Origin of the sequence: Proteus sp. FZP2095 (genome assembly GCF_023701425.1) — a bacterium.
Taxonomy (GTDB): Bacteria; Pseudomonadota; Gammaproteobacteria; order Enterobacterales; family Enterobacteriaceae; genus Proteus; species Proteus cibarius.
Genome location: NZ_JAMQBJ010000001.1, coordinates 887,959 through 903,028 on the forward strand (window position 1 = coordinate 887,959; position 15,070 = coordinate 903,028).

Consider the following 15,070-nt stretch of genomic DNA (forward strand, 5'->3'; position numbering starts at 1 on the left):
AATGGAACTCGAAAAGCAGTGGCAACGACCCTCACCCGATGATTTACTCGCTTCAACGCGAACAACAACTCGTGGACGCCTAAAAATATTTTTTGGCGCTTGTGCTGGCGTAGGGAAAACTTATGCCATGTTACAAGAGGCTCAACGCCTCCACCAGCAAGGTATTGATGTGCTTGCTGGTGTTGTTGAAACGCATCAAAGGCAAGAAACGGCCGCGCTACTTCATGGATTACCTTTATTACCACCACAGCGTATTCATCATCATGGTAGAAAGCTTGTAGCATTTGATTTAGATGCCGCATTAGCCAGACATCCGGCGGTGATCTTAATGGATGAACTGGCATTTAGTAATCCACACAAATGCCGACATCCTAAACGCTGGCAAGATGTGGAAGAACTATTGGATGCCGGTATTGATGTACTTGCCACAATAAACGTACAACACATTGAAAGCCTTAACGATATTGTGGGAAGCATTACAGGAATTCGTGTTCAAGAGACGATCCCTGACTATATTTTTGATAGTGCTGATGAAGTGGTTATGGTGGATTTACCGCCGGATGATTTACAACAACGTTTGCATGAAGGCAAGGTATATCTAGCCGGACAAGCAGAACGAGCCATCGAACACTTTTTTCGTAAAGGTAATTTAATCGCACTACGAGAATTAGCTTTACGTCGTATGGCAGATAGAGTTGATACACAAGTTAAAGAATTTCGAGATAGCCAAGGAGCATCACCTGTTTGGCACACGACAGATAGTCTAATGGTATGTCTCGGTGCTCATGGTGGTAACGACAAATTAGTTCGCACGGCAGCTCGTTATGCTGCCGCTTTTGGTTGCCAATGGCATGCTATTTATGTTGAAACCCCTAAGCTTCATCAAATTGGTGAGCATAAACGCCGGGCAATTTTGCACTCTTTAAAACTGGCACAACATCTAGGTGCAAGAACCGCGATCCTTTCTGATAATCAAGCGGAAAAAGCAGTGATCCGTTACGCCAGAGAACATAATCTTGGGAAAGTGATTATTGGTCAGCGTGCTTATCAAAAATGGCAATGGTTAAAACGCTGGATACGGATGCGGTTTGCAGAAAAACTAACACGCTATGCCCCCGATCTTCATGTTATCAGCGTTGCTCTTAATGATGAGGAGCTCCGTTATAAAACTAAAACAGCACCACTGCAAAATGAAAAATGGCGACAAGAGATAAAAGGCTATCTTACAGCGATAGGAATATGTTTAGCGATCACCTTGTTCTCTCGCACATTTCTATTAGCGCTTGATAAAGCCAATTTAGTGACACTCTATTTATTGGGCGTAGTATTAATTGCTCTCTTTTTTGGTCGTCGCCCTTCTATTTTTGCAGCATTAATCAATGTCATTAGTTTTGATTTGTTCTTTGTACAGCCTCACTTTTCACTTGCTGTACTCGATATGCAGTATTTGATCACTTTTACAGTCATGCTTATTGTAGGATTGGTAGTCGGTAATTTAACTGCGGGTATGCGTTATCAAACACGTGTTGCTCGTTATAGAGAGCAACGCACTCGTCATTTATTTGAAATGACAAGAGAGCTGGGACGCGCGGTAACATTACAAGATGTTGTTCATACCAGTTACCATTTTTTATCAAGTGCGTTTGATGCAAAAGTTTGCTTATTGCTCCCCAACAAACAAGGTGAATTAATGCCTTTTCATGCCGAAGGTATGGGGCATTTACCTATTGATAATGGCATTGCGCGCTGGTGTTGTGATAAAGACCAAATTGCAGGTGCTGGTACAGATACGTTACCAAGTGTGCCTTACCAATTACATCCAATTACCGCATCTCAACAAGTTTTAGCTATTTTAGCCATTGAACCTAATAATCTTCGCCAATTGCTTATTCCAGAACAACAGCAACTATTGCAAACCTTTAATGGTTTGATTGCTAATGCACTCGAACGATTACAACAAGCTGAAATTGCAGAACAATCTCGAATTAATATCGAACGGGAGCAATTAAGAAATGCATTATTAGCGGCGCTTTCTCATGATTTAAAAACACCGCTTACAGTGCTTTTTGGGCAATCAGAGATTTTACTTCTCGATTTAAGTGCTGAAGGTTCATCCCATACAGAACAAGTTAACCAAATTCGACAGCAGATCCTCACAACCTCGCGTTTAGTCAATAATCTACTTGATATGGCACGTATTCAATCTGGTGGTATTGAAGTGAATTTACAATGGAATTCACTGCAAGAAATTACAGGCAGTGCCATTCGGTCACTCTCTTATTTACTTGATAAACATCCATTACAAATTGATATTCCTGCTGATTTACTGCTTTATTGTGATGGTAACTTAATTGAACGGGTTATCACGAACTTACTTGAAAATGCAGTAAAATATACGACTCCAAACACAAAGCTCGGAGTAAGAGCTTATATTGAAGCCTCTAAAATTCATGTTGAGGTGTGGGATGAAGGTAATGGTATTCCGACTGACCAACTACAACTTATTTTTAATAAATTTTCACGCGCAGTAAAAGAATCCGCAATTCCTGGTGTTGGCTTAGGTTTAGCGATATGTAGCGCGATTATTCGCTTACATGAGGGTGAAATTTGGGCTGAAAACAATAATTTTTCTGAAAACCATAAAAAAGGTGGAGCAAGTTTCCACTTTGTTTTACCTTTAAAATTACTCCCTGATATTGATGAGATTGAAATAAAACAGTGACTCCATATAACATTTTAATTATTGAAGATGAAAAAGAGATCTTACGCTTTGTTCGGCTTGCTTTAGAGAACGAAGGATTTCGTGTTTATGAAGCCAGTGAATGCCAACGAGGATTAATTGAAGCGGCATCAAGAAAGCCTGATTTAGTTATTCTTGATCTTGGCTTACCGGATAAAGATGGTCTCTGCTTTATTCAAGATTTTCGTCAATGGAGTAGTACACCCGTTATCGTACTTTCAGCTCGAGATTCGGAACAAGACAAAGTAAAAGCGCTTGATGCAGGAGCGGACGACTATCTAACTAAACCTTTTGGTATTAGTGAGTTATTAGCTAGAGTTAGAGCGTCACTACGCCGTTTTGTTAAACAAGAAAATGAAAACACACAATTTACCTTTGGCGATATTACGATTGATTGGGTTAATCGTATTGTTACTCGTCAAAATGAACCTGTACATTTAACGCCGACTGAATTTCGTTTGCTAAGTGAATTGGTTAATAACAGCGGAAAAGTGCTTACTCAACGGCATTTAATGCAACATGTTTGGGGGCCTAATTTCGTTGAACATAGCCACTATTTGCGCATTTATATGGGTCATTTACGCCAAAAACTAGAAACCGATCCCGCATGTCCTGTGCATTTAATTACAGAAACGGGGATCGGTTATCGATTTATGCCGTAACTAAGGGTAATAGGAAAATAAACAAGGTTAATTTATCAATTAATCAGTTTTCTTGTTTATACAATATATACATGCCTAATCCGCGTAAGATCTCGCCTGACCAGAAACCATAAAATATCCCATTATCACTTTCTTTTCTTACGGCAGGAGACCAACTTCCATTCATTGGGCTTGTTGGAGACACCACATTATAGTGCTCAATAAGTTCAGTAACTGATTTTTCAATAATCCAATTTAATTTACTGTTTTTACACCCAGACATTGCAGCAAAACAAAGGCCACACAACCATAATCCTGTCATATGGCCGACAAAATCTCGATTTTCTGGTGGTGGCGAGTCAGCAGGAAACTCACAAGGAAACCCGCCAACTTTCTCAAAGAAATGAATAAGATAATCAACCCAATTACTTGTAAATCGAATAAGATTTTCAGGAATGTTTTTTTTACACAAGACTAATTCATACCACGCTCTAGCCGCTGAAGCAAAAGCCCTAGGTTGATATCCTGCCCAAGCATCGCTCCCCCAATGATTAAAAATAAAGGTATCTGCCTCACCATATTCAATGTTATCCCAGCGATCCCAAACATAGGCCATGGCAACGGGGCCTTTCACCTTAAACTTCTCTTCATAAGCCTTTTGGGCATCAAACAGAAATTGACACATATTTTCTAAATGAGTTTGTGCATTTTCTTCATGGATATAAATAAAAGGATGTTGATAGCCAGGATAAGGTAATCCACGCCATGAATCGAATTGAGAAGAATCTTTTGTAGAATTATTGGAAAAAGGAATAATACCGGGGGTATAAGCGAGTTTATTGAGATCATTGTAGCTAATGTCGCAATCACCAATCAGCCCTTCAAAACTATCATTACCTGTTAGAGTGATTGAAAACTTATGTGTCCAACCATCAAGATCATTAAAATGAGTTGGTATATCGTTAAAGCAATACCAAGTGATTTCTGAACTATCATTTTTTTCAAGTTCATAAATAGCAAGAGTGACACTAGAGACTGCTTGTAAATTCGGATGTGTAGGTTTAATTTCATCGCCTGAATAATAAGGTTGATAATCCATTAATATAAGTGTTTCAGGCTTTAATTGAATAGTAGACCACTGACCTTTCGTCATAGGTAATATCCAATACCAACGCCAGAGATCAGCATCGTAAATAATGATTTTCCATTTATCCCTATGCAATTTATACGTAAATGATGTCGGTATAGCCTTTCCTACAGTTGTTAGCCAAAAACCCACCATTATTTTACTGTTCTCTTTAAGTCGCACATGTTGTACAACGGCTGAACGACCATCAATAATATTATCTTCGAACTCAAATGAAGTCTCGATATCTTCGTCAAGTTTAATATATCCCACATCATTAACTGTAAGATGTTCAATATCTTCATTTTTTTTAATAAACGAACTTACACTAAATTCATATTTTATTACGTTACTATTTGTAGGAGTATGAGGTAGTGGCAAAAACCAATTTTTCACAGCATGGCTGTTCTTTTGCGGAATAATACCCATATTAATTCTGACGTTTAATGGGGCTTTATTTTTATCCCCCCCTCCCACATTAATGGTTATTTTCGAGTTTTTATCAATTTTCTTTGAAATACTTTGTTGCTCTAAAGTCACCGCAGCATTTCCATCCGTTTTTATTCTGATAAACCCCTGCTTATTTCTATCAAGAGAAATATGGCGATCCTTGGGATAATGATATTCATAGGAGATCCCATCAGTAAACGGGCTTAATTCCGTGGTAGATTGTCTGAAGAATTTATCATTAGAATCAATATTTGCATATCTCATGCACATTAATGCACTATTTCGCCAAGCTAACCAATAACGGTGTTCATTTGTTATTTTCCATAATGTATAACTGGCCTCTAAAAACCACTCTTCTGCATCAGCTGCATTACCATAATTTCTCTTATCGATAATAGGAATATTGAGTGGTCGATTATGCCATGCCATATTTCGTTTTATCAGAAAACCACCTTTCTCTACAGGTTGAATATTTGCATGACACAATTTCCATAATCCATTAATTGGCGATGTCATTTTTACATAGCCTTTAGGTTCAATTGCCCTTTCTTCTAAAATATGACCTTGGTTATCAATTTTTCGTCCATATAAATCAATTAACCATGCTAATTCAACAGACTCACCTTTTTGTCTCCAATTAATACTTCCGTCATTATTTAGTGCGACAACTCGGGCATTTATGTTGGGATAAGATAATACGCCACGATAAGCTTGTGTCACGATATCAAGATATTCTCCCCAATAAGGAGCACCGTGTGGTATTTGACAAGTTCCATCAACAAACATAATTTCAGTATCAATAAACCCTGAATTAGTGGGTTCATCAAAATTAATTGGCCAATTAGATAAAGTAGGCTCTTTGCCATTAATAATCCATTGACTTAACCATCTATCATGTGGGGGATCAGGTATTTCTTGGCATTGATAGAAATATTTAATATAGGCATTAAAACACCAGATAGCCTTATTTAGCCAATACTTATCTTTTGTTGCTTTATATACATAGAGATAACCCAATATTTGTAAGGATTGGCCTTCAGTTGTTGCATCTCCATTAGGTTGTGACTCTAAACGTGTATATCCGATTGTATGTCTATTATTTGATAAAACGCCATCAGGATTAAAAACAAAATGCTGTTTACTTCTATCTATTGTTAAACCAGTATTATTATCTAAAAAACGTTGATGCCCAAATAGCAAATTATAGACAGACATTAAATTGTCATTCTGATACATGCATACCTCCACCAATAAATCGCCCTAACCACGTCTCATTAAGGGCAATAAATTGAATAATATCAATAGCCCCCTTATCCCATGATAAGAGAGGCTTACGACCTAAAGGCCATAATACATCATCAATAAAAACGACTTGATTTGCACCTGAACCTTGCGTTATATGAAGTAAAATTTGAGAGCCAGATATAGCAGTAGGAAGCTGAATAAATGTTATCGCTTCACTAAGTGTTGTGGTATACCAAGCATTTATAGAGTAAGGTAAATATAATTTATCTCTAATTGGTTTAATATCCATTATATCTATACTAGCTTGTTCTTTTTTATTAAAATTACTTTCTATTGTTTCTCTTTTTAATATTTTCATTATTTTCATAAAATTAGCCTTATTTAAAATAATCAATAAAAATATATTAATTTCATTACTCTAATGAAGGATAAAGTTATTTATTAATGACTTTTACTTAACATCTTATCTTAAATATATTATTTACCTCAGTGAAGGTTATTTATCGAAAGTTCATTTTTAAGTAAAAATACCAATTCAAAGTAATTGGATTAATAAAAAACCTATTCTCTTCTATATTTAATAATAGAAGAAAATAGGTCAATTTATCGATTAATATTTAAATTTATTAGGCCATAGCCGAAATGGTTTTTCTAAAACGTAATAATGCTAATGAGAAAAACACCGAACCAATAACAATTAAGATAATGAATTGTGGCCACACAATAGAGAAGTCAGCACCACGATATAAAATAGCTTGCGCTAAGCTAACAAAGTGTGTGGTTGGCATTGTTTGCATTACATCCTGTACAAACTGAGGCATACTTTCTCGTGATGTCATCCCTCCTGATAACATATTTAATGGCAATAATACCATAATCATCAATAAACCAAATTGGGGCATTGAGCGTGCCATTGTTCCTAAAAAAATACCTATTGAGGTTGTCGCAAATAAGCTTAAAGCAACACCACACATAAACAGTAAAACAGAGCCTTCAATAGGAACATGAAGTAGCGATTTTACGACTAATACCAACGACATGGCTGATGCCAATAATACAACCAATCCCATTGACCATATCTTAGAAAGCATAATTTCAAAAGGAGTTACAGGCATAACCAATAAGTGTTCAATGGTGCCGTGCTCTCGCTCTCTTATTAATGCAGCCCCGGTTAATACTATCGATAACATAGTGATATTATTGATAATTGCCATAACAGAGCCAAACCAAGATTGTGTTAGGTTTGGGTTAAAACTCATTCTAACTTCCAAATCAACAGGCAGTGGATCATTGGTTCTATTTTTCGCTAAAAAGGTTTTTGCTTCACCCATGACAATGTTTTGGATATAGCTATTACCTAAGAAAGCTTGGCTCATTCTGGTTGCATCGATATTAACTTGTATTTCAGGTTTACGACCGGCTAAGAGATCACGCTGAAAATTAGGGGGAATATCAAGTGCAAAGGTATAAGCACCTCTATCTAATAAACCATCAATTTGTTCAGGAATAATATCGGCGGGAGGCAAGAAATAAGGCATATAAAAACTATTTACAATACGTGCAGATAGCTGTGATTTATCCTGATCAGCAACAGCAATCGGCGCGTGATGTAATGAGCCTGGGGTAACAGTTGCTGATGAATAAATTGATACCGTAAAAGCAAATACAATTAATGCCAGCATAGCTTTATCACGAGAGAGACTGCGTAGCTCTTTTACGCCTAAATTAAACACATTTTGGATTGTGCGCCACATTTAAGCCTCCTGCTTTTTCAAGAAAAAGACACTCAACCCAATAACAATTGGGATAGTGATAAGCAAAGGAATAAAAGACCAAGGTAAATCAAAAAGGTTTAATCCTTTAGAGAATGTCCCTCTAGAGATAGTTAAAAAGTGAGATGTAGGATAAATGTGCCCTATCCATTTACCGATACCTTCCAGTGACGAAACAGGATCAATCATGCCTGAAAATTGTGTTGCTGGAATTAAAGTAATAATTGAAGTACCAAAAATGGCTGCAATCTGACTTTTCATAAAGCAAGAAATGAGCAATCCCATTCCTGTTGCAATAGTGATATAGAGTAATGCACCTAAAGAAAGCGTTAACATACTCCCTTTAAAACTTACACCAAATACAAAGACTGAAAGCGCACAGAGCATAAAAAAGTTAAACATACCTAATAAGATATAAGGAAATTGCTTACCTAATAAAAACTCTGCTTTGGTGATAGGTGTAACATAAAGATTGATAATAGAACCAAGCTCTTTTTCACGAACGACGCTCAACGCACTTAACATCGCAGGGATCATCATTAATAAAAGAGGAATAACCGCGGGTACAATTGCAGGTAAACTTTTTACATCAGGGTTATAGCGATAGCGAGTTTCTATATTAATAGGTGACAATTTATCAACAATATTAGTGGGTTGACGCATAGCCATATCAAGCATCCATGTTAAATGCATTGCCTGAATATAACCACGAACAGTTTCAGCTCGATTAGGCATTGCACCATCAATCCAAACACCAATTTTTACCGTGTGGCCTTTAGCAACATCTCGTGCAAAATTAGGTGGAATTTCAATCGCAACCGTAATATCACCACTACGAAGCCGTTTTTCCAATTGGTCATAATCTGTGATTGGTGCTTTTTCAATAAAATAACGAGAGCCTGAAAGATTTTGGCTATAGGCCTGACTTAGCCCTGTTTTGTCTCGATCCATAATACCAAAACGCAGGTTTTCGACGTCCATACTGATACCGTATCCCATAATAAACATCAAGATCACCGTGCCTAATAACGCTAAGGTAAGTCGTACAGGATCTCGGCGTAATTCCATACCTTCACGAATACTGTAACTAAATAAACGTCGTAAGCTAAATCGTTGTTTTAATGCTTTTTCTGCACTGTCATGGGGAGATGTAGGAAGTTGTAGTTTTTTTTCATCAAGTTCTGGTGCTTCTTGTTCACCCGATGCCTTTTTAAGATAGTCAATAAAAACTTCTTCAAGTGTATCAAATTGACTGTTTTTAACTAAATTCGCAGGTGTATCAGTCACTAATACTTTACCTGCATGCATCAATGACATTCGGTCACAACGCGCGGCTTCGTTCATAAAGTGAGTTGAGATAAAAATAGTGACACCGTCACGTCTTGATAAATCAACCATCAAGTTCCAGAACATATCTCGTGCTATGGGGTCAACTCCTGAAGTTGGTTCATCAAGGATTAACATTTCAGGTTTATGGATAACGGCTACAGCAAGCGATAGACGTTGACGAATACCTAATGGCAAGCCATCTGGCATCATTTCTTCGACGTCGGTTAAATTAAAACGCTCACTCATATCTTTAACACGTTGAGGAATTTCATCTTCTGGAATATGAAAAAGCTTGGCATGTAACTCTAGGTTTTGACGTACCGTTAATTCACTATAAAGTGAAAATGCTTGTGACATATAACCGACACGGCGGCGAGTTTCGATATCTTTAGGGTCAACCTCTTGACCAAATAACCAGGCTCGCCCTTCACTGGCTTCTAGTAAACCAGTTAGCATTTTCATGGTGGTTGATTTACCACAACCATTCGATCCTAAGAAACCAAAAATTTCTCCTTTAGGAATACGAAAGCTAACATGGTCTACGGCAACAAACTGACCAAAACACATGGTTAAATCTTGTGCTTCAATGGCGATAGTATCATCGTCACTTTTATTTCTTGGCGGGATAATAACTTTTTGGTGATCTTTCTTTTTCTCTTCTGGTAATAATTCGATAAAAGCAGCTTCTAGTTCATTAGTATGAGTTTTGGCTTTTAATTCATCCGCGTGACCTGTTGCTAATATTTTTCCTGCATCCATAGCAACCAGCCAATCAAAACGTTCAGCTTCTTCCATATAAGCGGTCGCAACTAATACGCTCATATTTTTTTGACGCTTACGTATACGATTAATTAATTCCCAAAATTGTGCCCGTGATAATGGGTCAACTCCTGTAGTGGGTTCATCAAGGATCAGCAATTCCGGATCATGAATAAGCGCACAACATAAACCTAGTTTCTGTTTCATTCCCCCAGAAAGTTTACCCGCAGGTCTATCTCTAAATGGCGCTAAACCGGTACTTTCAAGTAAGTCATTTATGCGTTCTGCCCGTTCTTGTTTTGATTGACCAAATAAACGGCCAAAGAAATCAACGTTTTCAAAAACAGAAAGTGTGTGATAAAGGTTTTTACCTAACCCTTGAGGCATATAAGCAATGCGAGGGCAAACGGCTCTTCGATGTTCAACATCATTCATATCTCCTTTTAAAACAATCACTTGTCCTGTTTGAATCTCTCTCGCACCAGAAATAAGAGAGATCAAGCTCGATTTTCCTACGCCATCAGGGCCAATTAATCCGACCATTTTTCCCGCAGGAATAGTCAATGTCACATCATCAAGCGCTTTGGTATCGCCATAATGTTGGGATACATGAGTCAATTCAATGATATGAGAATGACTTTGCGTTCTCATTATTTGACTCATTGTGGTAATTTCACCTCTAAATCAGTTGGCCAAGATTGGTTGTGATCTAAACGAATATAAGCACGTCCGGGTAAACCTGTTTTGACATATTCAAGGTGTTTTTCAAGTAATTCAGGAGCAATACGAGCTCTTACACGGAACATGAGTTTCAATCTTTCGTTATCTGTTTCTACCGTTTTGGGTGTAAATTGAGCGACACTGGCAACATAAGTTGTTTTGGCAGGAATAACGATATGAGGTGCGGCATCTAAAATAATGTGAACTTCACTTCCTAATGCAGCTTTACCCGCGGCTTCTGTTGGTAAAAAGAAAGTCATATACACATCACTGAGATCAACCATATTTAATACACGACCGCCAGCACCTAAAACTTCACCAGGCTCTGCAACACGATATTGAACACGACCATTGCGCGGTGCTTTTAAAATACTGTCATCCAATTCCGCCAAAATACGTCTTTCGGTTGCTGTTGCTGCATCCACTTTTGTATTGGCTTGAATGATCCCCGCTTTAGCCGATTCTATTGCCGCTATCGTTGCGGTTTCTTGCGCTTTAGCGGCTTCAACCGCTGCTCTTGCCCCTTCTGTTCTTGCAATATCATCATCTAATTGTTGAATAGAAATGGCATTAGTTTTTACTAATGCACGAGAACGATTAAGTCTTTTTTGGGCGGCATCAAGTTCAGCGATACGTTGACGAACAACAGCTTGAGCTGCAAGTTGTTCACTTTTACGTTGTGATAATGCAGACTGCGCAGTGATCACACTGCTTTTTGCTTGGTTTAATTGAGCTTGAACTTCATGAAGTTGTTCTTTAAGTGTTCGAGTATCCATGTTTGCTAACACTTCACCCGCTTTAACAAAATCACCTTCTTGAACTAAAATAGAGTCTATTCTTCCCGGCGTTTTCGTTGAAATATCAATTTCTGTTGCTTCTATTCTCCCATTACTTTGAGCAAATCCTGAAGGAAGTGTTGGTGCTTGAGATTTCCACCAAAAAACTCCCGCGACAACAATCGCAACGAGAATGATGCTATAAACAAAAAAACGACTCTTTTTTTGATTTTTCATATAAATTATTTAACCTTCCTTTAGCCATAAAAGAATACCAAAAATATGTTTATCCGCTGTATGTAAGAAAATAGTTAAATAATGAGACGTATATTTTTATTTTATATCTATTTAAAAATAGTTCATTTGTATTGATAACGCTAACGCACTCACTATAAAAAATAAAATATAAAAAGCTAACCTTATGAATTATAAATATTATGTTATTATAATAGAGCTTTAACTCAAATTAATGTAGTACTTTTATCACATAATCCATCATCTATTTTTGATTATTCAAGGAAAGACACAAATTGTATATAGAAACTCCGTATTTATTACATAAAAATACAGGTGAAATAGTAACAAAAGTTATCAACTATTAATTAAATTTAAAGTTCTATTAATTTATTGATAAATAATTTCAATTTACAATTGAGTTTTTCCTAATTTAAAATCATCAAAAATTGTATTTTTTTTATAATTTAACAAATTTTATAGTTTAAATTTCATCATATAAATGAAAATAAAAAGTAAAAAATAGCATTATTATTTTTATTTTTTAAAAATATTATTAGCTACGATTTATATTTATTCCCTTCATTAAGAAAAAATACTAAAAAACACAACGCATTGATTTCTTTCTATTAAAAAATAAAAACAAACTAATCCATGATGAAGATCGACAAATTAAAAAGAAAGTTGAGTGTTCAGACCACTTATACCTTAAACTTTTTATATAGTGATTATTGCAATTAGTTATCAAAGTACGTTGATGTAATTAATTAGAATTCAAGATCAAGATTGTAAAATCCATATGATGATATCCAGTCAATTTTAATTAAAAACAAGAAGGGTTATATGAATAATATCAAATATAAACTTGCCACAATGACACTTTGCACCCTGTTTGCTACCTCTGTTTTCGCAAATACCGATTCCCCTATTCGCCTTGTTATTCATGGTGGTGCAGGAACAATCACTAAAGACACCATTACGCCAGAACAAGAAAAGGAATATAAAGAAAAATTAACCGAAGCATTAAATGCCGGATATGCTGTTTTAAATAGTGGAGGCACCAGCATAGAAGCTGTTCAAAAATCCATTAATGTCATGGAAGATTCACCATTATTTAATGCGGGGAAAGGTGCCGTTTTTACTCATGATGGTCGTAATGAACTTGATGCTTCTATTATGGATGGTAAAACCCGTAAAGCCGGTGCTGTTGCAGGTGTTACCACTATTAAAAACCCAATTAACGCCGCCATTGCCGTGATGGAAAAAAGTCCACATGTGATGATGGTATCAAATGGTGCTGATCTTTTTGCTAAAGAACAAGGGCTTACTATTGTAGATCCTTCTTATTTTAAAACCGAACATCGTTGGCAACAACTTCAAAAAGCAATAGAAAAAGAACAAGTTGTTTTAGATCATGATGGTAAAACAGCGGCACTTTTTGTTGATCCTATGATGTACGATTATAAATATGGCACTGTTGGTGCAGTTGCTCTTGATCAACATGGTAACTTGGCGGCAGGAACTTCTACAGGAGGAATGACAAACAAACGTTATGGCCGAGTTGGTGATTCCCCAATTATTGGTGCGGGTAACTATGCTGATAATGAAACGGTTGCTGTATCCGCAACAGGATCGGGTGAAATGTTTATCAGAACATTAACTGCCTTCAATATCGCAGCCCAAGTTAAATATAAAAATTTACCTTTAGAAGAGGCTGCTCAAAATGCACTTGATGAAGTTAAAGCCATTAATGGTAGTGGTGGTGTTATCGTATTAGATAAAACAGGTAACTACACAATGAGTTTTAATTCTGAAGGTATGTATCGTGGCACAATTGGTAATGACGGAAAACCTGTTGTCGCAATTTATAAAGAGTGATTTAAATAGCTATTGATTATTTCACACCCAAAATTTTACCTTTATCGACTCAAGAATAACGGTAAAAATTGGGTGTGAAAACGGTATATCCCCCCTTTTTCTCTTCTTATTCCCTGCACTTTTTCTTAACACGACTTGCCTCGTTTTTTACCAAAAATTCTCTTGATGCTTATTCACGCTAAAATAGCTCACATCACCATCACTCTGATGCGAAAACAAACAAGATCATCTCTACTTATTAAAATGATCCTTTGAAAAAGTAGCTTTTTTCTTTTTTGGATCTGATAGAATATTCATCATGGTTATGTTGATTTAATAAGGAAATCACAGTGGAATTTCACCACGACGATCAGGAATTAACACCTGAAACATCGCTAGTTTTGTCTGAAAAACAAGCATTATTGGATCTGAATGCAACATTCACCTCGCCTACTCATACTAATCCTGCAATGGCATATTTAATGAGTTTGGGTTCAAAACGTAGTCGTCAAACAATGGGATCGTTTTTAACTATTGTTGCTAAGATGATCGGTTTTTCTTCTCTTAAAAATTGCCAATGGGGAGCACTTCGCCGTCATCATATTCAAGCTATTATTGACATGTTATCTGATGCCAATAAAGCCCCCGCTACTATCAATACTTATCTTGCTGCGTTAAAAGGTGTCGCTTTAGAAGCTTGGGCAATGAAACAAATGGATACTGAAAGTTATCAGCATATCCGCCAAGTTAAATCGGTAAGAGGAAGTAGATTACCCAAAGGCCGAGCTCTAACAAATCATGAAATTCGTGCTTTATTTAGAAGTTGTGAAAAAGACAATTCGTCGAAAGGTTTAAGAGATGCAGCAATATTAAGTGTGTTATTAGGTTGTGGATTGCGTCGTTCAGAAATAGTGGCTATTAACTATGAGCACATTCAATTTCGTGATCAAGCTTTTCTTGTTAGAGGTAAAGGTAATAAAGAACGTATGTCTTATATGCCCGATGATACTTGGGATCGTGTTCAATTATGGATTGATGAAATAAGAGGCACACAAGATGGTCCTCTTTTTACTCGCATTCGTCGGTTTGATGATGTCACCGATGAGCGGATCACCGATCAAGCCATTTACTATATTTTAGAAACTCGACAACAAGAAAGTGGTATTGATAAATTTGCTCCTCATGATCTACGAAGAACATTTGCTTCTGCAATGCTTGATAATGGTGAAGATATTGTCACTGTAAAAGATGCCATGGGGCATGCCAGTATTATGACGACTCAACGTTATGATAGGCGTGGAGATGATCGACTAAGAAAAGCAGCGAGACATTTACGTTTTTAAATTTTTTTAAATAACTTACTTTTGATGAAATTCAATAAAAATCCCAAATTATTGAATTAATTATAATTTGGGACTTAT

At 36.6% G+C, this 15,070-nt stretch carries 9 protein-coding genes; 4 read left to right on the plus strand and 5 right to left on the minus strand.

The genetic code is table 11. From position 1 onward, the window contains the following. Nucleotide 1: 1 nt before the first annotated feature. Nucleotides 2-2,722: a two-component system sensor histidine kinase KdpD gene (gene kdpD / locus NBG71_RS04260; RefSeq protein ID WP_250916565.1), complete on the plus strand. Its 2,721-nt coding sequence runs from the start codon at nucleotides 2-4 to the stop codon at nucleotides 2,720-2,722. Then, the gene (gene kdpE / locus NBG71_RS04265; protein ID WP_075673117.1) at nucleotides 2,719-3,402 is read left to right on the plus strand and encodes a two-component system response regulator KdpE; all 684 of its coding nucleotides are present in this window, start codon (nucleotides 2,719-2,721) and stop codon (nucleotides 3,400-3,402) included. Before kdpD ends, kdpE begins: the two co-directional genes overlap by 4 nt. A 43-nt stretch (nucleotides 3,403-3,445) precedes the next feature. On the opposite strand, the gene NBG71_RS04270 is transcribed toward kdpE, so the two are convergent. From NBG71_RS04270 to NBG71_RS04290, 5 genes are all read right to left on the minus strand, one after another. After that, the gene (locus NBG71_RS04270) at nucleotides 3,446-6,193 is read right to left on the minus strand and encodes a phage tail protein (protein WP_250916566.1); all 2,748 of its coding nucleotides are present in this window, start codon (nucleotides 6,191-6,193) and stop codon (nucleotides 3,446-3,448) included. After that, nucleotides 6,180-6,569: a hypothetical protein gene (locus NBG71_RS04275; RefSeq protein ID WP_075673119.1), complete on the minus strand. Its 390-nt coding sequence runs from the start codon at nucleotides 6,567-6,569 to the stop codon at nucleotides 6,180-6,182. Before NBG71_RS04275 ends, NBG71_RS04270 begins: the two co-directional genes overlap by 14 nt. A 259-nt stretch (nucleotides 6,570-6,828) precedes the next feature. After that, nucleotides 6,829-7,956 carry an ABC transporter permease gene (locus NBG71_RS04280; protein ID WP_099660390.1) on the minus strand — a complete coding sequence of 376 codons (1,128 nt, stop codon included), beginning with the start codon at nucleotides 7,954-7,956 and terminating at the stop codon, nucleotides 6,829-6,831. Further along, nucleotides 7,957-10,713: a ribosome-associated ATPase/putative transporter RbbA gene (gene rbbA, locus NBG71_RS04285; protein WP_250916835.1), complete on the minus strand. Its 2,757-nt coding sequence runs from the start codon at nucleotides 10,711-10,713 to the stop codon at nucleotides 7,957-7,959. Between the two features lie 8 nt (nucleotides 10,714-10,721). Next, nucleotides 10,722-11,795 carry an HlyD family secretion protein gene (locus tag NBG71_RS04290; protein WP_156733436.1) on the minus strand — a complete coding sequence of 358 codons (1,074 nt, stop codon included), beginning with the start codon at nucleotides 11,793-11,795 and terminating at the stop codon, nucleotides 10,722-10,724. 840 nt (nucleotides 11,796-12,635) lie between these two features. On the opposite strand from NBG71_RS04290, the gene NBG71_RS04295 reads away from it, so the two are divergent. Beyond that, nucleotides 12,636-13,670, plus strand: a complete 1,035-nt coding sequence (locus tag NBG71_RS04295) for an isoaspartyl peptidase/L-asparaginase family protein (protein WP_191902079.1) — start codon at nucleotides 12,636-12,638, stop codon at nucleotides 13,668-13,670. A 329-nt stretch (nucleotides 13,671-13,999) separates the two neighbouring features. Then, a complete protein-coding gene (locus NBG71_RS04300) occupies nucleotides 14,000-14,992 on the plus strand; it encodes a tyrosine-type recombinase/integrase (RefSeq protein ID WP_250916567.1) in 993 nt (330 codons plus the stop codon). The last annotated feature ends 78 nt before the right edge of the window (nucleotides 14,993-15,070 follow it).

Coding starts and splice junctions, on each gene's coding strand:
- kdpD (WP_250916565.1), top strand. CDS start 2: ATGGAACTCGAAAAGCAGTGGCAACGACCCTCACCCGATGATTTACTC.
- NBG71_RS04270 (WP_250916566.1), bottom strand. CDS start 6,193: ATGTATCAGAATGACAATTTAATGTCTGTCTATAATTTGCTATTTGGG.
- NBG71_RS04275 (WP_075673119.1), bottom strand. CDS start 6,569: ATGAAAATAATGAAAATATTAAAAAGAGAAACAATAGAAAGTAATTTT.
- NBG71_RS04280 (WP_099660390.1), bottom strand. CDS start 7,956: ATGTGGCGCACAATCCAAAATGTGTTTAATTTAGGCGTAAAAGAGCTA.
- rbbA (WP_250916835.1), bottom strand. CDS start 10,713: ATGAGAACGCAAAGTCATTCTCATATCATTGAATTGACTCATGTATCC.
- NBG71_RS04290 (WP_156733436.1), bottom strand. CDS start 11,795: ATGAAAAATCAAAAAAAGAGTCGTTTTTTTGTTTATAGCATCATTCTC.
- NBG71_RS04295 (WP_191902079.1), top strand. CDS start 12,636: ATGAATAATATCAAATATAAACTTGCCACAATGACACTTTGCACCCTG.